Source organism: Streptomyces sp. NBC_00388, from assembly GCF_036061255.1.
In the GTDB taxonomy this organism is placed as follows: Bacteria; Actinomycetota; Actinomycetes; order Streptomycetales; family Streptomycetaceae; genus Streptomyces.
This window is the reverse complement of record NZ_CP107948.1, coordinates 2,861,463-2,879,753: the sequence shown is the minus strand read 5'-3', so window position 1 is coordinate 2,879,753 and position 18,291 is coordinate 2,861,463. Positions and strand designations below refer to the sequence as shown.

The window sequence follows — 18,291 nt, the reverse complement described above, 5'->3', positions numbered from 1 at the left end:
AGCCGGGGACCGCCCGGAGCCCTGCGCCTGTCCAGGGACACCGCCCCGGGCACGGCACAGCGCCAGCCGCTGAGGGAGCAGTCTTGGCACGGAAGATCGGCAGCCGGTACACCGCGCACCAGATCCTGGGGCGCGGGAGCGCGGGCACGGTATGGCTGGGCGAGGGGCCTTCGGGACCTGTCGCCGTCAAGCTGCTGCGTGAGGACCTCGCGGCCGACCAGGAACTCGTCGGCCGCTTCGTGCAGGAGCGCACCGCGCTGCTCGGCCTCGACCACCCGCATGTCGTCTCCGTACGTGATCTGGTCGTGGACGGCAACGACCTCGCCCTCGTGATGGACCTCGTCCGGGGCACGGATCTGCGTACCCGCCTCGACCGCGAGCGCCGCCTCAGCCCCGAGGCCGCCGTGGCCATCGTCGCGGACATCGCGGACGGCCTCGCCGCCGCGCACTCGGCGGGCGTCGTGCACCGTGACGTCAAGCCCGAGAACATCCTCCTGGACATGCAGGGCCCGCTAGGCCCCGGCGGATCCCACCCGGCGCTGCTCACGGACTTCGGCGTCGCGAAGCTCATCGACGCCCCGCGCCGGGCCCTCCCCGCAGGTCCCGCAGGACCGGGCCGCCTCCAGGCTTCGAAGATCATCGGCACCCCCGACTACCTCGCCCCGGAGATCATCGAGGGCCTGCCGCCGCGTGCGTCCGTCGACATCTACGCCCTGGCGACGGTCCTGTACGAACTCCTCGCGGGCTTCACCCCCTTCGGTGGCGGACACCCCGGCGCCGTTCTGCGCCGCCATGTCACGGAGACGGTGGTGCCGCTCCCCGGTATCCCCGACGACCTCTGGCAGCTGCTCGTCCAGTGCCTGGCCAAGGCGCCCGCGTCCCGGCTGCGCGCGTCGGAGCTGGGCCAGCGGCTGCGCGAGCAGCTTCCGCACCTCGCGGGCATCCCGCCGCTCGACGTGGACGAGCCCGACGACCCGGAACCGGCGGAGCAGCAGTACGAGGAGACGTCGTACGAGCCGGCGGCGCCTGCCGAGGCCCGCCGTCGCGGCGCCGTACCGCTTGTGCCCGGTTCCTCCGCCGACTCCAACCGGGACACCCACACGAGCATGCGCGTCCCGGCCCCCGACGAGCTGGCGGGCGGCCCGCTGGGTACGGCCCGTGCGCCCCGCTCCCCGAGCAAGCCGGGCTCCGCCCGCCACCGCTCGGCGGCCGAGGCCGTGCGCAAGCGGCGCATCAAGCTCGGCGCCGCCGCGCTGGTCGTCGCGGCCGCGGTGGGCGTCGGAGGCTGGCTGGCCACGTCGTCGGGCGACAGCGAAGGTCCCGCACCGCAGGACAGCCACCGGTCGGCGCCCTCCGCACCGTAGGGCCCGGCCCGCTGCCGTCCCGCGGCCCCGGCCCGAGCGGAGGGCCGGGGACCGCCCCCGCTCCAAGCCGTTACGCTGGTGGCGTGGCAGTCGTCGATGTATCCGAAGAGCTGAAGTCCCTCTCCTCGACCATGGGGTCGATCGAGGCCGTCCTGGACCTCGACAAGCTGAGGGCCGATATCGCCGTGCTTGAGGAGCAGGCCGCGGCGCCGTCCCTGTGGGACGACCCCGAAGAGGCGCAGAAGATCACCAGCAAGCTTTCGCACGCGCAGGCCGAGGTCCGCAAGACGGCGACGCTGCGTGGGCGGATCGACGACCTGGCGGTGCTCTTCGAGCTCGCCCAGGCCGAGGACGACGCCGACACCCTGGCCGAGGCCGAGTCGGAGCTCCAGGCCGTGCGCAAGGCGCTGGCCGAGATGGAGGTCCGCACCCTCCTCTCCGGTGAGTACGACGCCCGCGAGGCGCTCGTCAACATCCGCGCGGAGGCCGGCGGCGTCGACGCGGCGGACTTCGCCGAGCAGCTGCAGCGCATGTACCTCCGCTGGTCGGAGCGGCACGGCTACAGCACCGAGGTCTACGAGACGTCGTACGCGGAGGAGGCCGGCATCAAGTCGACCACCTTCGTCGTGAAGGCGCCGTACGCGTACGGCACGCTCTCCGTCGAGATGGGCACCCACCGGCTGGTGCGTATCTCGCCCTTCGACAACCAGGGGCGCCGCCAGACCTCCTTCGCGGGTGTCGAGGTGCTCCCGGTCGTGGAGAAGACCGACCACATCGAGATCGACGAGACCGAGCTGCGCGTGGACGTCTACCGCGCCTCGGGCCCCGGCGGTCAGGGCGTCAACACCACCGACTCGGCGGTCCGGCTGACCCACATCCCCACCGGCATCGTCGTCTCCTGCCAGAACGAGCGCTCACAGATCCAGAACAAGGCCAGCGCCATGAACGTCCTCCAGGCGAAGCTCCTTGAGCGCCGCCGTCAGGAGGAGCAGGCGCTGATGGACTCGCTCAAGGGCGACGGCGGCAACTCCTGGGGAAACCAGATGCGTTCGTACGTCCTGCACCCGTACCAGATGGTCAAGGACCTGCGCACCGAGTACGAAGTGGGCAACCCGCAGGCGGTGCTCGACGGTGAGATCGACGGCTTCCTCGAAGCCGGAATTCGCTGGCGCAAGCAGCAGGAGAAGTAGACCGCCCTTCCCGCGCCCTCGAACCAGCGCTTTATCGACATAGTCAGTAGGGGAACTGCCGTCCTGGAGACGGCAGTTCCCCTACTGCGTCACAGTCGTATTCCCGTACGCCGGGCAAGTCGCAGCATTTCAGGCATCGCGCCCGCAACGGCCTTGACGCGGTTCTTAAAAGTGGGAAAAGTGACACGCTGCATGCGTAATTCTGGGGCGCGTGTGATCGGGGGACGGATTGCACACTCCCTACGGCCTGCCTGCCCCGTGCGCTGCACCACTGACGATGAGCTACTGGGGGTAGCAGCCAGATGACCAAGAAGACGCGGATTCGCGTAGCGCGCATAGCTGCAGGCGCAGTGATCGCCGCAGGCGCCTCGCTGACCGCCGCGGGTGCGGCACAGGCCGCAGGTATCAATGTCTCGCTTCCGGGCGCCGAGGTGTCCGTACAGACGACGGGCGACGGCGGCGACAGCGACGGCTCGACCGGCGATCCCTGCTCGCCGCTCGACCCCACCTGCACGGACACGGGTGGCACCACCACGGGCGGTGACACGACCGGCGGTGACACCACGGGCGGTCCGACGACCGGCGGTGACACGACCGGCGGTGACACCACGGGCGGTCCGACGACCGGCGGTGACACGACCGGCGGTGACACCACGGGCGGTCCGACGACCGGCGGTGACACGACCGGCGGTGACACGACCGGTGGTGACACGACCGGTGGTGACACCACGGGCGGTCCGACGACGGGCGGTGACACGACCGGTGGCGACACCACGGGCGGTGACACCACGGGCGGTCCGACGACCGGCGGTGACACCACGGGCGGTGACACCACGGGTGGTACGACGACCGGTGGCGACACCACGGGCGGTGACTCCACCAGCGGCGGTAACGCCACCGGGGGTGACACCTCCGGCACGACCGGCGGTGGCGGCCACCACGGCACCTCCGGCTCCACGAGCAACGGCAGCTCCACGACCGGTGGTTCCGCCACCGGCACCCAGCCCGACAACCTCGGCTCGCAGCCGGTGGAGCAGGGCAAGCCCAAGCAGGAGCTCGCCGAGACCGGTGCGGGTGAGACCACGTTCCTGATCATCGGTGCCGCGACGATGATCGCCGGTGGCATCGGCTTCCGCATGCTGCCGCGTCTCGCCGGCCGCGGCGGAAACCTCGCCTGAGGATTCAGCGCGTACGAGGAAGGGCCCCGGGTTCCGATCGGAACCCGGGGCCCTTCCCCATGCTGAGCGGAGCGCTCAGGAAGACGTCAGATCGTCTGGTGCGCCAGCAGAGCCAGCGCGGCCACCAGCACGAGCAGCGCGCTGATCAGAACGACCGGGCTCAGTCCGCCGAAGGGGCCCTCTTCCTGCTGGAGGCGCTCCCTGCTGGCCCGGCAGACACGGCAGCGGCCCTCGCTCACTGGAGACGCGCAATTGGCGCATACCAATCGGTCGTAGGTCATGCGCACTCCTCCCATGCGGCGGAGCCGTTCCACGCGCTGTCATTCCCGACAACGCCCGGCGAACCGCAACTGTTCCCCCTACCACTGTGCCAGCTCGCACGCGTTTCGGCGCGCCCCGCCTGATTCCGCCCGGTCCGTACCCCGGCCCAACGCGGACATACCACGCATCGACGGATGCTGCATGCGGGCGCACTGCGGCTTCGCGTAATGTCACGCACACCTATTCCCGGCCGACGTGGTGCACTCGTGATCCGATTCGACAACGTCTCCAAGACCTACCCCAAGCAGAATCGCCCCGCCCTGCGGGATGTCTCCCTTGAGATCGAGAAGGGGGAGTTCGTCTTCCTGGTGGGTTCCTCAGGTTCGGGCAAGTCGACTTTTCTGAGGCTCGTCCTGCGCGAGGAGCGCACCAGCCACGGCATGGTGCATGTCCTCGGCAAGGACCTCGCACGCCTGTCGAACTGGAAAGTGCCGCAGATGCGCCGCCAGCTCGGCACGGTCTTCCAGGACTTCCGTCTGCTGCCCAACAAGACCGTCGCGGAGAACGTCGCGTTCGCGCAGGAGGTCATCGGCAAGCCGCGCGGGGAGATCCGCAAGGCGGTGCCGCAGGTGCTCGACCTGGTCGGCCTCGGCGGCAAGGAGGACCGGATGCCCGGCGAGCTCTCCGGTGGTGAGCAGCAGCGTGTCGCCATCGCACGGGCCTTCGTCAACCGCCCCATGCTGCTGATCGCGGACGAGCCGACCGGCAACCTCGACCCGCAGACCTCCGTCGGCATCATGAAGCTGCTGGACCGCATCAACCGCACCGGAACCACTGTGGTGATGGCCACCCACGACCAGCAGATCGTCGACCAGATGCGCAAGCGCGTCATTGAACTTGAGAAGGGCCGTCTCGTACGCGACCAGTCGCGCGGCGTCTACGGCTACCAGCACTGAAAGGACGCCATGCGCGCCCAGTTCGTCCTGTCGGAGATCGGCGTGGGTCTCCGCCGCAATCTCACGATGACCTTCGCGGTCATCGTCTCCGTCGCCCTGTCCCTCGCCCTGTTCGGTGGCTCGCTGCTCATGCGCGACCAGGTGAACACGATGAAGGGTTACTGGTACGACAAGGTCAACGTCTCGATCTTCCTCTGCTCCAAGGGTGATGTGGAGTCCACCCCGAAGTGCGCCAAGGGTCCGGTGACCGAGGAACAGAAGAAGTCCATCGAGACCGACCTGAACAAGATGACCGACCTTGTCCAGAAGGTCAGTTACGAGAGCACCGACGAGGCGTACAAGCACTACCAGCAGGAGTTCAAGGGCGCCCCGATGACGGGCTCCATCACGCCGGACCAGCTCCAGTCGTCGTTCCGCGTCAAGCTCAAGGACCCGACCAAGTACAAGGTGATCGCCACCGCGTTCGCCGGCCGGGACGGCGTCATGACCGTCCAGGACCAGCGCGGCATTCTGGAGAACCTCTTCGCCCTCCTCAACGGGATGAATGTGGCCGCCCTCTGTGTGATGGCCCTGATGCTCGTGATCGCGCTGATGCTGATCGTCAACACCGTGCGCGTGTCGGCGTTCAGCCGCAGACGCGAGACCGGGATCATGCGTCTGGTCGGCGCGTCCAGCTTCTACATCCAGATGCCGTTCATCATGGAGGCCGCGTTCGCCGGTCTGCTGGGCGGACTTGTGGCCTGCGGGATGCTGCTCGTCGGCCGGTACTTCCTGATCGACCACGGCCTCGCCCTGCACGAGAAGCTGAACCTGATCGACTTCATCGGATGGGACGCCGTTCTGTCGAAGCTGCCGCTCGTACTCGCGATCGGTCTGCTGATGCCCGCGCTCGCTGCCCTCTTCGCATTGCGCAAGTACCTGAAGGTGTGAGACACGCCCTGTACGCCATGGGGTGAACGCCCCATAGGGCCCACGGGCATCGGTCTACAGTGGTCGCCATGTCAGGCCCGGAATTCGTTTCGCCGCCCCGCAGCCATCGCCGCGGGGCGGCTCTGGCTTTGGTCTTCGTGAGCGTTCTCGCCACGGCGGCGGCCACCAACTCCCTGCCCGGCGACGAGCGGACACCCCGGCCCGCCCGGCCCCGTACCGCCGCCCCCACCGTCGACCGCGCCGAACTGGCCAGGGCGGCATCGGACGCGGTCGCCGACGGCAAGTCGGGTACGGAGGCGGCCGAAGGCGTCGTCAGCCGCAGCGGCGACCGCTGGGGCGCCGTCTACGACCGGACCGGCTACGAGCAGTTCGAGGCCTCGCTCGACGGCCGGTACACCGGCGTCGGGCTGCTGGCCCGGCGCAGCCGCGACGGCCGGATCGAGGTGGCCAGGGTCCAGCCGGGCGGCCCCGCGGCCCGGGCAGGTCTGCGGGCAGGCGACCTGCTTCGTACGATCGACGGCCGCCAGGTGGGCACCCGGCCGGTCACCGATGTCGTCTCGCAGCTGCGCGGAGGCGACAGCGCGTCCGTCCCCGGCACCCCGGTGGTCGTCGGCGTACGGCGCGGCGGCGACACGGTGACGCGGACCCTGCACCGGGCCACGCTCACCACCCGGCCCGTCACCGTGACGCGGCTCTCGGGCCGGGCGACCCTGATCAAGGTCACCGCTTTCACCAAGGGCTCGGGCGCCCGGGTGCGCGAGGCCGTCCGGGCCGCTCCCGCGGGCAGCGGCATCCTGCTGGACCTGCGGGGCAACAGCGGCGGCCTGGTCACGGAGGCCACCACGGCGGCCTCCGCGTTACTGGACGGCGGCCTGGTCGCCACGTACGACGTGCACGGCGCCCAGTACGCCCTCTACGCCCGGAGGGGCGGCGATACGGCCCGGCCGCTGGTCGTCCTGATCGACGGCGGCACGATGAGCGCGGCCGAGCTGCTCACGGGCGCCCTGCAGGACCGCGGCCGGGCGGTCACGGTCGGTTCCCGCACCTTCGGCAAGGGCTCGGTCCAGATGCCGAGCGCGCTGCCGGGCGGCGCGGTGGCGGAGCTCACCGTCGGCCACTACCGCACGCCCGCCGGCCGCAGCGTCGACGGGCGGGGCATCACACCGGACGTGGCGGCGGGGGATCGGGCGGAGTCGAGCGCCGAGACAGTATTGAGTGGCCTCGGGGGAGGGTCTTAGTGCGAAAATGGACGCACTATGGCTAAGGAAACCGGGCGGAAGATGATCGCCCAGCACAAGAAGGCACGGCACGACTACCTCATCCTCGACACGTACGAGTGCGGGCTGGTCCTGACCGGGACCGAGGTGAAGTCGCTGCGCATGGGCCGGGCCTCCCTGGTCGACGGCTTCGTCCAGATCGACAACCACGAGGCGTGGCTGCACAACGTGCACGTCCCCGAGTACACCCAGGGCACCTGGACCAACCACAGCGCGCGCCGGAAGCGGAAGCTTCTGATGCACCGCATGGAGATCGACAAGCTGGAGTCGAAGGCGCAGGAGTCGGGCCACACGATCGTGCCCCTGGCGCTGTACTTCAAGGACGGCCGGGCCAAGGTCGAGATCGCGCTGGCGAAGGGCAAGAAGGAGTACGACAAGCGGCAGACCCTGCGCGAGAAGCAGGACCGCCGCGAGACGGACCGGGCGGTCTCGGCGGTCCGCAGGAAGCAGCGCGCCTGACGGTGATGACCGGCCCTGAGCCTTGACCGGTCTGCGGGCTGCGACCTGCCGGGGACTGCGACCTGCCGGGAATACAGTGGCACCGTCGCACGTTGGTCACGTACGATGGCACTGCACCCCACGGGGCGCGGTACCACCTTGAAAAATCAACATGGGGATGATCGGTTTCGACAGCGGCTGTTGAAGCAGGTGAAGCGAGCCGAGGAAGCGGCAATGATCTCGTAAACCATATGTCGCAAACAATAATCGCCAATTCTAAGCGCGATTCCCAGTCCTTCGCCCTCGCTGCCTAATAAGCAGTGACTGAAGGACCCTAAATGGGTGTCAGCCCGGGGAAGTTCCCGACCCGGATCCTGGCATAATCTAGGGAACTAAACCACTGGTCCCGGTCACGGGGACCAGTGGGAAATCAAACAGTGACTGGGCCTGTCGGAGACTTGTTCGCGAGATCTCCGGGGCCGAGAAAATCGCAGCGAACTGCGCTCGGAGAAGCCCTGATTCTGCACCGTTGGACGCGGGTTCGATTCCCGCCATCTCCACCACCCCATGTGTGGCTCATGCCCTGCCGGATTATCCGGCAGGGCATGAGCTTTTTTATGGGGATCAGTCGGCTTTCATTCGCCGGGTGCGGTCACCTTGGCAGGAAGCTGCGAGGGGCGGTCGCATTTGGCGTCTTTATGGGAGGCCTTGGCGTAGTCGAGGGCCAGGTCGATCAAGTGCTGTCGAATTTGCTTGTCCGAGCCCTGCATAGGCTTGCGGGCCAGTGCGGTGACGGTCAGGTTGTGAGGCTGTCCGCTTGAGCTCTCGTGGGCGTAGCAGGGGACATCGATGACGGCCAGTTGAGGCCCCGATACGCCCTTGATGCCCGCGTCGAAGTAGGTGGTCTCGTGACTACTGGGTGGAACATGGTTTTTTTCCCACTTACGCCAAGGTGTCTCAACACCTATTTTGGCGGTGAGTAGAAGTAGTTCCTTTTTGTCGCCGTCGACAATGCAGCTGATGTTGTACGACCAGTCCGGTGTGTTGTCGGAGGTCACGCTGAAGCGATAGTGATCAGCCTGCGGAAGGCTCGAATTGAGAGTATCGGCCACCGCATTTTTGTCGGATACATTGCTGCAGACGTCGGAAGAACTTATGTGGTCGCGGGACCCGTCGAACGCTCCGACTAGATAGGCAAGGAGCATTCCGATACAGGCAATAGTAGTGCCAGCGACTGAGCTGTAGATGAGCAATTTGCGGTTGCGGGACGCTTTCACAGTAGACACCTGATCGCTCTCGAACTAGTTGGCAGAACCGTCGGCATTACTCTGGCCTACGAGGCTGTAAGCAGCACGAAATCCCTTGCCGGCCTCGTCTCCGGCTTGAGATTCAGAATTTTCGGAGCCGGTGGCAGCCTTGGCCGCTTTCTGGGAAGTTATAATGGCTGATTGTTCTGCGTCTCCCTTCTTTGTCACATTCTGGTACACCTGCCGCTTTTCCTCCGCCCCTCCGTCATCGCCGAATCCATTGATGAGGCCGTTGAAGACGGCGCCAGCGGCTGTTCCGGCCAATCCGCCGGCCACGACGCCTGCCGGGCCGGTGAACGGTGCCGTCGCAATGGTCGTTGCGCTGCCGACAACGGAGCCTCCCCATGTGCTGACTTTCCCCTTCCATGCATCGCCTCGCGCGGACTCATCGGCGTTGTCCTTTTTAGCCTGGAAAAGTTGCCCCTCCTCTAGAACCCCTTGGAATAGTCCCGTGTCGTAGGAGATCTTGTTGACGGTATTTGTGGTGCTCTCCGGGTAGGTATCAGGATGCTTTACTTGCTGTTCCATCAGCGCTGCAGCGTAGACATGTTGGGAGATGTTGAGGGTGTCGTAGCCTTCCTTGTTCCGGGCCACTGCGTGTAGGAAGCGTGCGGCATCGTAGGTGGGGATTACTGCCGTTACTCCGGAGGTTGGGAAGAGTTGGTTCCCGTTGGCGATATCCGAGTCCAAGCTACGATGCAGATCCGGCATGTATTCGGCGGACGCGTTCGCGAAGCTGTCCGACATGAAGGCATAGTTGCGTAGGCGATCCGGGTCTGCTGAAACCGACTTGACGAGGTCGGTGAAGAGGTCGGCCTGCGCCTTGGAGTGCTTCACGTCCTCGACGGTCGCTTTTTCGCCTGGGCGATGGCCCGTGGTGGCTGCTTCAATGGCCCACGCCATCGAGTTGCGTCCGGTCACGCTCTCCTTGTCATGCTGGCTGTCGTTCGGCCACTTGCGGTTCTCGAAAAGGTACGTGAAGTCGGACTCGGTTTTTCCGTTGGCTCCCTTATGCTTTGCCGCGAAGAACTTCGTTGCAGCATCCGGGCTGTTGGCGAGAGCCTTCATGTATCCGGTCATCGGGTCGTATCCCTGGTCGTTCCCCAGTTGGTTGAGGGTGCCCTCGTCGATGCCTCCTCCACCCCACCCCGAACCGCCGAGCTGCTTGGACTTGTCCAGCACCCGCTTGTCCTCTGCGACGAGGGCCTTCCCGTAGTCAGTAAGGAATTTGTCGTCGTAGTCGCCGTACCGCATAAGGTTGCTCATGACGAGAAACCCATGGGGGCCACCGGAATCGCCGTGCGGAGGGGGACCCGGCGTTCTGATCGGTTTGTCACCGATCTCGACCATTTCCTTCTTCCAGGCCTTCATGGCCGGGGTGTCGGAGTTGGTTGCCTGGGCGATTGTGAGGCTGAGGTTCTTCTGTAACTCGTCCAGATCTCCCTTTCGCTCAAAGTCCGGACGGTACGCGGGAGAGTCACTGAGTCCACTCATCTTCTCTCAGAACTGCAGCGTCCTGCTCGGTCCGAGGGCCGTGGCGAACTTCTCCGCGAACGGGTACTGGTCGTTGTTCAGCGCGAGGATCGCGTTCAGTTCGTCGAACTCCGCGGGGGAGAGGTCCTTGGGATCCTTCCTGGCGAGCTCTGCGCCGCGCTTGGCTTCTCTGGCTGCTTCCGCTATAGCGGCGCGCGAGACCTGCGACTCGGAGATCTGGACCATTCCGCCGGAGTGGGGATACGGGTCATTTTCCGTGTTCATGCTCAAGTGGTATCGCTGCTTCAGCAGGGGGAGTTCGTCTCTGGCCCAGTTCGCTACGTGCACGACGTCGGAGAGTTCCTGCCCCCCAGGCCGTAGTAAGCGAGCTGTGTCTTGTAGTAGGACGCCCGGTTCGAGAGGTTCTCCTGATCCCGCTGTATGGAATCGATTGTGGTCTTGAGGGGGCCCGGATCTATCCCGGAGAAAACGTTCTGGGTGCCTTGATTTACCCTGGCCATGCGTGGGCTTCCTCCCCCATGTCAGATGTTCAGGCAGTTCCGAGATGTCCTCATGGCAGACGCCTGTTGCGGTTCATTGCCTGAGCTTCCTCGGGGGTGACCTTCTCCGGCATCTGGTCGACTTCACGCTGAATATCTGCGATCACCTGGTCGATTCGCGTACGCACGGTTTTGCGGCGGCCGGTCACGTCGCTGTGCCATTTATCGGCGTTCTTGCCGACCCAAGATTTTTTGGAGTCCCGGCCACCATTCCCGATATCCGCTGCCGCCCGCTTCAGCGCCCCTACGAGGTCGGCTTGCTCCTTTGTGAGCTGCTGCTTCAGGCCCATCAGCCGCTCTCGGTCCGGGTTGTCCACCTTTGTTGCTTCGCTGTCGTCTGCCACGGCCCTCCCCCTTCGCAACCATCGATCCTTGCACGGGGTTTGGGATTGTGAAAATGGTCTTCCACTCCCGGCGTGCCGTAGCCGGAGTGCCGCCTTTCGTGCCGGTCTCGTGGGTGTTGGTGAACCCTGCCCAAGGGCTGTCCCGTAATCCCTGGTGGATCAGCGCGGGGCGTCGGATGCGGTGCATCGCAAGGCGGAGGGGCGCTCGCATACTGGATGTATTCGGGCGTTCCGGCAACGCGGCGAGGCGCCGTAGCTGTCGTCGTGCGCCCGCCGGGGATTACGGGACAGCCCTTACGTGCGCGTGGCCGTGCGATCGTCGGCCTCCAGGCCGCCGGTACCGGTGAGACTGTTCCGGCGGGCTTTCTCGCGTGGGCGGCGTGGAAGCAGCAGGGGAGTGGCGAGGAGGAGGATCCCCGCGGCTGCGATGGCGATACGAGGGCTCGTGGCCGCGGCGAGGAGGCCCCATGCCGCCGTCAGGGCCGCGATGGAGGCGCTGCTGCTGACTGCCCAGGCCGAAAGAGTGCGGGCGATGCGGTCCGGGTCCGTGTGGTCGAGCCGGTAGGTGGCCAGCACCGGGTTGAACACTCCGCAGCAGGTGACCAGGGAGAGCTGGACGGCGATGACGAGCACGATCCCGGGGACGCCGGGCTGGACGAACGCCAGGCCGAGAGGCCAGCACGCACGCAGCGCCCCGGAGGTGAGCATGACCGGGCGCTGCCCGTACCGCTTCACGAGCCGGGACGCGAGGCGTGAGCCGGCGAGACCGCCGACGCAGGGGGCCGCGAACACCAGGCCGTACTGCCAGGGTGCGAAGCCGAGGTGGTTCAGCAGGAGTACGGCGAGCAGCGGCTCGGAGGCCATGATCAGCCCGTTGACCACGACCGAGTTGAGGAAGAGGGGGCGCAGGCCGGAGTGGGTGAGGATGTAGCGCCATCCTTCGAGCAGGTCGCCTGCGCGCAGCCGCAGGGCTCCGGTCCGGGCGGGGCGCGGGTCGGTCCCGCCGATGGCGCGGATGCCCAGTGCCGAGAGCAGGTAGCTGACCGCATCGGCCACCACGGTCGTCATGGGGCCGAAGACCGCGATCGCGGCCCCGCCGAGTGGCGGTCCGACCACGGTCGCCGTCCATGTCGTGGACTCGAAGCGGCCGTTCGCGATCAGCAGGTCCTCCGGTGCCACGAGTGACTTCAGACAGGCGCCGGAGGCCGCCTTGAAGGCGATGTTGGCCGTGGCGACGACGACGGAGACGACGAGCAGCTGGGTGAAGGTGAGCCGGCCGAGCGCGAACGCGGCGGGGATGGTCATCATCGCCGCGAACCGGATCAGGTCCATGACCACCATGACCGACCGCTTGCGGCAGATCTCCACCCAGGGGCCGAGCGGCACAGCGATCACCGCTCCCACCGCCCGCCCCGCCGCAGCCAGCGCTGCCACCTGGGTCGGTCCGGAGTGCAGTACGAGAATCGCGATCAGGGGGAAGGCGCCGAACCCGAACCCCGTGCCGTACGAGCTGATGGCGAACGCTGCCCACAGCCACCCGAACCGCCGGCCAAGGGCCTTTCTGCCTGTCATGCCCCACGCACCTCTCGCCGGTCCGGACCGCCTCACGCCGTCCACCGGGCATCAAAGCGAGTGGCGCAGGGCGATGGCAAACAACCGCTTCACCACGGAGACACAACCATGCGTTGTACGCAGCGGCTCCGGAGGGCCGGAAGTGCGGCCGGACGCTGGTGCGGCGTCCGGTGCCCACTCTCCGGGGAAGGGCGGGGCGGCCCTCAGGTCAGATTGAGCCCTCCGTCGAGCACGATGACCTCGCCGGTGAGGTAGGCGCTGGCGATCACCGAGGACACCAGGCCGGCCACGTCGGACGGCCGGGCCGGGCGGTGCATGGGCGCCCGGTCCCGCCACAGCTCGTGCGCCTCGGCCCAGCCCGCCGTCATCGGCGTGTCCACCAGCCCCGGAGCGATCGCGTTGACCCGTACGTCCGGTCCGAGCGCGGCTGCCAGCAGCCGGGTCGTGTGATTCAGCGCGGCCTTGCTCGCCGCGTACGGCACCGACGCGCCCTTGGGGCGCACCCCCGCGTGGCTGGTGATGTTCACGATGCTGCCGCCCGCGGGGGACCGGCGCAGCGCCGGCAGTGCCGCCGTGCACAGCACCCAGGGGGCGATCAGGTTGACCTCCAGCAGCTGCCGCCAGTCCGCCGGTGTCGCCGCGGCCAGGTCGTCGTGCGGGATCGGCCGGCTGATGCCCGCGTTGTTCACCAGGACGTCCAGCCGTCCGAACCGTTCGAGCGCCGCTTCGACCAGCCCCCCGGCCTCCTCCTCCACGGCGAGATCTGCCCTCAGATACGCACCGCCGAGCTCGGCGGCCAGCGCCTCACCCGCCTCCACGCTGCGCCGTGAGTGCACGACGACCCGCATCCCGTCGGCCGCCAGCCTCCGTGCGACGGCCTCCCCGATCCCCGACGTGGATCCGCTGACCAGGGCGACGGGCCGGTCCGTCGGTTCGCTCCTCATGCCGCGAGATCCTGCCACGCCTGCTCCGGTCCGTTCCGCGCCGTCCCACAGCGGGGAGGTGCCGTCTCACGCGGCGGAAAGGCCCTCAAGGCTGCGGAGGAACGTCAGCCCGGGGCGTCCGGAGAGCCGCGTCCCGCCGGTGACGGCGAATCCCGTACGGGCCAGCACGGCCCGGGACGCCGCGTTGTCGAGGGTGGTGGCAGCCTGTAGCGCGGTCAGTCCATAGTCGCCTGCGGCCAGGCGGCACACCTCCCGTACGGCGGAAGTGGCCAGCCCGCGTCCCGAGGCCCGTTCCGCGATCCGGTAGCCGAGCGTGGCGCTGCCGTCCGCCACGTCCACCAGGTTGATCCGTCCCTGGATCTCGCCCGCGGCACCGATCAGCAGGTGGAAGTGGCAGATCCCGGCCTCCTGCTCGGCCAGCAGGTCCCGGAGCCGCTCGGCGAACCGGGCGAAGTAGTCATCGCCGCGGTCGGGGATGGAGGCCGCGAAGTAGGCCCGGTTCTCCTGCTCGAAGGCGAGGAGCGCGGGGGCGTGGTCGAGGCGGAGTCGATGGAGTCCGGGCATGGGCAGGACTGTAGGCAACCGGCCGTCCGCCCGCCAGGGGCGGGGCCCCGGCGTACCGCCGCCGCGTATCGCTACGCGCTTGTTTCCGCCCGGCGGAGCATCCCTATCGACGGCTCGGCGGCCCGCTCCCTCTAAGGGGCGTCCGCAGAGTCGCCTGAGTCGCCCGAGTCGACCTGCGGCCCGGCCCCGGCCGGTCCGTGACCCGGGCCGGCCCCGCCCCGGTACGTCGCCGCGCACAGCAGCAGGGCCAGGGCCGCCGCCGAGGTGGGGACCGTGTATCCGGCGGGGGCGCCGGCGTGTTCCACCACCCAGCCCGCCGTGGCCGAACCCGCTGCGATGCCGCCCAGCAGAGCGGTCACGACCAGCGTCATCCCCTCGTTCAACTGGCCCTGCGGGGTGCTCCGCTGCACCAGCGTCATCCCGGTGACCATGGTCGGAGCGGTGGCCGCTCCCGCCGCCAGGAGCGTGCTGCCCAGGGCGAGGATGGAGCCGGTGGCCGACGCGGCGACCAGGGGGCCCGTCATCAGTACGGTCATGGCGGCCAGGCAGCCGAGCAGGCGTCCGCGCACGTTCCGCGCCGGGCGGGCCGACCCGTACAGCAGGCCGGCGGCGCACGATCCGGCGGCCTGGAGTGCGAGGACCGCGCCGGCCGCCTGGCGGTGGCCCTGTGCGTCGGCGAAGGCGATCGTGGTCACCTCCATGGCGCCGAAGACCGCGCCGGTCGCGAGGAAGATCGCGGTCAGGGACGGGAATCCGGGGGCACGGAGCGGCGAGCGGGTCGCCGCCGTACGGGGCGCGGGCGGTGGTTCCGTGGCGCGCTGGGCGGCGAAAACCAGCACCCCGCTGACCAGGAGGACGGCTCCCACCAGGGTGCCCGCCTCCGGGAAGAGCGACGAGCAGAGGAACGCGGCCACCACGGGGCCGAGCATGAAACAGAGCTCGTCCACGGCCTGTTCGAAGGAGTTGGCGGTGTGCAGGGTGTCCGGGTCGCCGCGGTGCAGGTGCGCCCAGCGGGCCCGGGACATGCCGCCCGTGTTCGGCGTGGTGGCGGTGGCCGCGTAGGCGGCGTACAGCGTCCAGTCGGGCGCGTCGTACCGCACGCAGAGCAGCAGGGCCAGTGAACCGAGCGCCGCGAGCAGGGTGGCGGGCACGGCGACCCGGCCCTGGCCGTGGCGGTCGACCAGACGCGCCGTCCACGGGCCGACGACCGCGGTGGCGGCGAGGCCGGTGGCCGTGACGGTCCCTGCGAGCGCGTACGACCCGCGCGCCCCGGCGATCATGATCACGGCGCTGACGCTGAACATTCCCATGGGGAGCCGGGCGAGGAGGTTGCCCGCGGTGAAGGCGCGCGCTCCGGGGGTCCCCAGCAGCCTGCGGTACGGGGCGAGTGCGCCGCCCGCGGTACGCGGAGCGGGGCCGGGGCGGCCGTCGGGGCCTGAGCCATCGGCAGGGGGAGGTCCGGCGAGGGGCGTGGGGGTGGGTGTGTGCTCCGGCATGGTCACCAGCCTCCGCGGGCGGAAGACGTCCGGTCCAACACCTGTCCGGGGCCGATTGACGCGGTTGCGTTGTAGGTTCGCCGGATGCCTCAGCGCCTTCCGGACATCGAGCCCCGTCTGCTGCGCGCCTTTGTCGCCGTCGCCGAGGATCTGCATTTCACCCGCGCCGCCGCCCGGCTCTACGTGGCCCAGCAGGCGCTGAGCCGTGATGTCCGGCGGGTGGAAAGGGAGGTGGGCGCCGAACTGTTCGTGCGGACCACCCGGCAGGTCTCGCTCACGGCCGACGGGGTGCGGCTGCTGCCCTACGCCCGGCGGGTGCTCGCGGCGTACGACGAACTGGCCGCGGCCTGGACGTATGACGAGCGCCCGCTGCTGGTCGATGTGGGGGCGCCGGTCGGGACCGCTTCCCAGGTGCTGGCGCGGGCTCGCGAGATCGCGCCCGACGTCGAGTTCGTGGCGCGCTTCCACACTGGCCTGACGGGCGGGGCGGCGGAGATCGTGGCGGGGCGCCTCGACGTCTCGGCGGGCCGGATCGCCGGCCTGGCCCCGGAGGTGATCGGCCTGCTCGATCACCGGCCGGTCCGGTTCGAACGGATGGCGGTCCTGCTCCCCGACGACCACCGACTCGCTCCCCTCGCCGAGGTCCCGCTGGACGGGCTGGCCGGGGAGACGCTCTACGCGGCAGCGGGAAATCCGGCCACCGCGGAGTGGACCGACCTCGCGGCGCGGCTGTTCGCCGGACGGGGGATCTCGCTGGCCGAGCCGTTCCCGGAGATCGACGGGGCGGAGGAGTTCACGCGTGTGATGCGCAAACGCCGCTGGTCGGTGCTGGCGAGCACGGAGTTCATCCGGGTCCCGGGCATGGTGCTGCGTCCGCTGGTCGATCCCGTGCCGCTGTCACCGATCTCGCTCGTGTGGCGAAAATCCTTGCGACACCCGGGCCTCAGTGCACTTCATCAGGTGATCGACGAGGGTGTGACCGCCCACGGCTGGCTGGACCGGCCCGCGGGTTCCTGGCTGCCTGCCGTGGACATGGCGATGTTCGGGCAGATCAGGGGGGCATATGAGCAACTGTGAACAACCGTCCTGAAGTGGCTTGAACCTGCGCTAGATTCGCCCACCGGACGCAGCGAGGCAGGGGGCGCCCGGGCCTGAGTGGGGACTCGGTCCGGCGGCATCCGTCCGGTCAATGACGCGCAGTGAATCGACCTTGGGGGGATGTGCTGACAGTGGTGGAAAAATGGCGAGAAGGCGCCCGTTTCGGGCAGATGTATGAGCCGCACGATGTGACGGTCCAACTGGACGGAGCGGGCAGGGAATTGCCCGGCCCCCTGCAGCGTGTCGGTACGGCGCGCGGGTCGTACGGAGCGCGCGGTCGGAGCGTGCCCGGGGCGCGTGACGTGTCCGGGGCGCGTGACGTGTCAGGGGTGCATGAAGTGTCCGGTGGATGTGAAGTGCCCGGCGTACGCGCGTTGTTGGGTGGCGCTCCGGATACGCTCACCGGCCCCGGCGAGCTCCCCGGCCCGGCCCGGCCCGGCGGCCCGGACACCCTCGCCCGTCCGGGCGGCGGTGATGCGCCCCCGGTCCCCGAAGCCCCGATCAGTGACGCCCCGGCCCCCGACACCCCGGTCTTCGTGGACGCGAGCGGTCGCCGTGGCCGGAAGTACCGCCGGATCGGCTGGCTGGTCGCCCTCGCGTGCGCCTCCTATGCGGCGCTGCTGGTCTCCACCGTCGTCGGCGGGAGCTCCACCGCTCCCTGGCTGCTGATCCCCGGGCCCGCCGACGGGAAGAAGGCGGACAGCGTCAGGGACCCGGCAGAGCCCGTGGCATCGCCTGCGCCGGGGGAGCAGGTCCCGGGGGCGACTGCGGCCCCGGTCCCGGTGGACGCCGCGTCCACCGGAGCGCCGAGGCCGGCGACCGCCGTCTCCCACGGGGTGTGGGCCGCACCCGTGCCCGCCGGGCCCCGGGCGGCTCCGTCCCGTACACCCGGGGCGCCGGGTAAGCCCCGCAGGCCCGCGCCGCCCGTCCCGGTGCCCGGCAGCTCCGCGGATCCGGCGCCGGTTTCCGCTCCGCCCTCCGGCGGCGGGCACCTGCCGTCCCCCTCCGCACCGGCCCCTTCGGGCAGCGCGACCGCGCCGGCCGGACCCGAGCAGTCCGCACCTTCAGAGAGCACACCGTAGGCAATGAGAACTGTCCGAGGGCCGAGAGCCGCACGAGCGAAGAGAACCGCACGAGCGGGGGGAGCTGCCGGAACCGCGGCGCCCGCCCGCCCGGCCACCCCCGCCGGACCGATACCGTCCGGCGGCTCCGGCTCCGGCTCCGGCTCCGGCTCGGGCTCCGCGAGCCCCGCAGGTCAGGCAACGCCCGGCAACAGCCCCGCGCCCGCCGGACGTTCGGCGAAACCCGGCCGTCCCCAGCGGTCGCTCCGGCGCAGGCC

18 protein-coding genes and 1 other RNA gene are annotated in these 18,291 nt (G+C 69.0%); 10 read left to right on the top strand and 9 right to left on the bottom strand.

All coding sequences use genetic code 11. From position 1 onward, the window contains the following. Positions 1-83: 83 nt before the first annotated feature. The 3 genes from OG917_RS13080 (at position 84) to OG917_RS13070 (ending at position 3,732) form a co-directional block, all read left to right on the top strand. Positions 84-1,364 (top strand): serine/threonine-protein kinase, encoded by a 1,281-nt coding sequence (locus tag OG917_RS13080; RefSeq protein WP_328317760.1) that lies wholly within the window; start codon positions 84-86, stop codon positions 1,362-1,364. An 83-nt stretch (positions 1,365-1,447) separates the two neighbouring features. After that, positions 1,448-2,554, top strand: coding sequence for a peptide chain release factor 2 (gene prfB, locus OG917_RS13075; RefSeq protein ID WP_328317759.1), 1,107 nt, complete (start codon positions 1,448-1,450; stop codon positions 2,552-2,554). A gap of 302 nt (positions 2,555-2,856) precedes the next feature. Then, positions 2,857-3,732: a hypothetical protein gene (locus tag OG917_RS13070; RefSeq protein ID WP_328317758.1), complete on the top strand. Its 876-nt coding sequence runs from the start codon at positions 2,857-2,859 to the stop codon at positions 3,730-3,732. Positions 3,733-3,818: 86 nt separating this feature from the next. On the opposite strand, the gene OG917_RS13065 is transcribed toward OG917_RS13070, so the two are convergent. Further along, the gene (locus OG917_RS13065; RefSeq protein WP_328317757.1) at positions 3,819-4,013 is read right to left on the bottom strand and encodes a hypothetical protein; all 195 of its coding nucleotides are present in this window, start codon (positions 4,011-4,013) and stop codon (positions 3,819-3,821) included. A 246-nt stretch (positions 4,014-4,259) separates the two neighbouring features. Here OG917_RS13065 and ftsE point away from each other — a divergent pair, with 246 nt between their 5' ends. The 5 genes from ftsE to ssrA all read left to right on the top strand — a co-directional run bounded on the left by ftsE (position 4,260) and on the right by ssrA (position 8,157). Beyond that, positions 4,260-4,949, top strand: a complete 690-nt coding sequence (gene ftsE / locus OG917_RS13060) for a cell division ATP-binding protein FtsE (RefSeq protein ID WP_164266073.1) — start codon at positions 4,260-4,262, stop codon at positions 4,947-4,949. 9 nt (positions 4,950-4,958) lie between these two features. After that, the gene (gene ftsX, locus OG917_RS13055) at positions 4,959-5,879 is read left to right on the top strand and encodes a permease-like cell division protein FtsX (protein ID WP_327297304.1); all 921 of its coding nucleotides are present in this window, start codon (positions 4,959-4,961) and stop codon (positions 5,877-5,879) included. 68 nt (positions 5,880-5,947) lie between these two features. Beyond that, positions 5,948-7,117 (top strand): S41 family peptidase, encoded by a 1,170-nt coding sequence (locus OG917_RS13050; protein WP_328317756.1) that lies wholly within the window; start codon positions 5,948-5,950, stop codon positions 7,115-7,117. Between the two features lie 18 nt (positions 7,118-7,135). Further along, positions 7,136-7,615: an SsrA-binding protein SmpB gene (smpB, locus tag OG917_RS13045; protein WP_266856477.1), complete on the top strand. Its 480-nt coding sequence runs from the start codon at positions 7,136-7,138 to the stop codon at positions 7,613-7,615. A 153-nt stretch (positions 7,616-7,768) separates the two neighbouring features. Next, positions 7,769-8,157, top strand: a transfer-messenger RNA (tmRNA) gene (gene ssrA, locus OG917_RS13040). Positions 8,158-8,229: 72 nt separating this feature from the next. Here ssrA and OG917_RS13035 read toward each other — a convergent pair. The 8 genes from OG917_RS13035 to OG917_RS13000 form a co-directional block, all read right to left on the bottom strand. Continuing rightward, entirely contained in the window at positions 8,230-8,706 is a 477-nt protein-coding gene (locus OG917_RS13035; RefSeq protein WP_328317755.1) for a hypothetical protein, read from the bottom strand. 189 nt (positions 8,707-8,895) lie between these two features. After that, entirely contained in the window at positions 8,896-10,395 is a 1,500-nt protein-coding gene (locus OG917_RS13030; RefSeq protein ID WP_328317754.1) for a DUF6571 family protein, read from the bottom strand. A gap of 6 nt (positions 10,396-10,401) precedes the next feature. Then, a complete protein-coding gene (locus tag OG917_RS13025) occupies positions 10,402-10,659 on the bottom strand; it encodes a hypothetical protein (protein ID WP_328317753.1) in 258 nt (85 codons plus the stop codon). A 286-nt stretch (positions 10,660-10,945) separates the two neighbouring features. Next, positions 10,946-11,278 (bottom strand): hypothetical protein, encoded by a 333-nt coding sequence (locus OG917_RS13020; RefSeq protein WP_328317752.1) that lies wholly within the window; start codon positions 11,276-11,278, stop codon positions 10,946-10,948. Between the two features lie 294 nt (positions 11,279-11,572). Beyond that, positions 11,573-12,850, bottom strand: coding sequence for an MFS transporter (locus OG917_RS13015; RefSeq protein ID WP_328317751.1), 1,278 nt, complete (start codon positions 12,848-12,850; stop codon positions 11,573-11,575). 203 nt (positions 12,851-13,053) lie between these two features. Beyond that, positions 13,054-13,794: an SDR family NAD(P)-dependent oxidoreductase gene (locus OG917_RS13010; protein ID WP_328317750.1), complete on the bottom strand. Its 741-nt coding sequence runs from the start codon at positions 13,792-13,794 to the stop codon at positions 13,054-13,056. A 66-nt stretch (positions 13,795-13,860) separates the two neighbouring features. Then, positions 13,861-14,358: a GNAT family N-acetyltransferase gene (locus OG917_RS13005; protein ID WP_328317749.1), complete on the bottom strand. Its 498-nt coding sequence runs from the start codon at positions 14,356-14,358 to the stop codon at positions 13,861-13,863. Positions 14,359-14,489: 131 nt separating this feature from the next. After that, positions 14,490-15,854 (bottom strand): MFS transporter, encoded by a 1,365-nt coding sequence (locus OG917_RS13000; protein WP_328317748.1) that lies wholly within the window; start codon positions 15,852-15,854, stop codon positions 14,490-14,492. A gap of 84 nt (positions 15,855-15,938) precedes the next feature. Here OG917_RS13000 and OG917_RS12995 point away from each other — a divergent pair, with 84 nt between their 5' ends. Further along, positions 15,939-16,931 (top strand): LysR family transcriptional regulator, encoded by a 993-nt coding sequence (locus OG917_RS12995; RefSeq protein ID WP_328317747.1) that lies wholly within the window; start codon positions 15,939-15,941, stop codon positions 16,929-16,931. A 377-nt stretch (positions 16,932-17,308) separates the two neighbouring features. Next, positions 17,309-18,034: a hypothetical protein gene (locus tag OG917_RS12990; RefSeq protein WP_328317746.1), complete on the top strand. Its 726-nt coding sequence runs from the start codon at positions 17,309-17,311 to the stop codon at positions 18,032-18,034. The last annotated feature ends 257 nt before the right edge of the window (positions 18,035-18,291 follow it).

Bases quoted from the DNA above. Each gene is read 5' to 3' on its own strand.
- OG917_RS13070 (WP_328317758.1), top strand. From the start codon at position 2,857: ATGACCAAGAAGACGCGGATTCGCGTAGCGCGCATAGCTGCAGGCGCA.
- ftsX (WP_327297304.1), top strand. From the start codon at position 4,959: ATGCGCGCCCAGTTCGTCCTGTCGGAGATCGGCGTGGGTCTCCGCCGC.
- OG917_RS13050 (WP_328317756.1), top strand. From the start codon at position 5,948: ATGTCAGGCCCGGAATTCGTTTCGCCGCCCCGCAGCCATCGCCGCGGG.
- OG917_RS13025 (WP_328317753.1), bottom strand. From the start codon at position 10,659: ATGAACACGGAAAATGACCCGTATCCCCACTCCGGCGGAATGGTCCAG.
- OG917_RS13000 (WP_328317748.1), bottom strand. From the start codon at position 15,854: ATGCCGGAGCACACACCCACCCCCACGCCCCTCGCCGGACCTCCCCCT.
- OG917_RS12995 (WP_328317747.1), top strand. From the start codon at position 15,939: ATGCCTCAGCGCCTTCCGGACATCGAGCCCCGTCTGCTGCGCGCCTTT.
- smpB (WP_266856477.1), top strand. From the start codon at position 7,136: ATGGCTAAGGAAACCGGGCGGAAGATGATCGCCCAGCACAAGAAGGCA.
- OG917_RS13030 (WP_328317754.1), bottom strand. From the start codon at position 10,395: ATGAGTGGACTCAGTGACTCTCCCGCGTACCGTCCGGACTTTGAGCGA.
- OG917_RS13015 (WP_328317751.1), bottom strand. From the start codon at position 12,850: ATGACAGGCAGAAAGGCCCTTGGCCGGCGGTTCGGGTGGCTGTGGGCA.
- OG917_RS13065 (WP_328317757.1), bottom strand. From the start codon at position 4,013: ATGACCTACGACCGATTGGTATGCGCCAATTGCGCGTCTCCAGTGAGC.
- OG917_RS13005 (WP_328317749.1), bottom strand. From the start codon at position 14,358: ATGCCCGGACTCCATCGACTCCGCCTCGACCACGCCCCCGCGCTCCTC.
- OG917_RS13010 (WP_328317750.1), bottom strand. From the start codon at position 13,794: ATGAGGAGCGAACCGACGGACCGGCCCGTCGCCCTGGTCAGCGGATCC.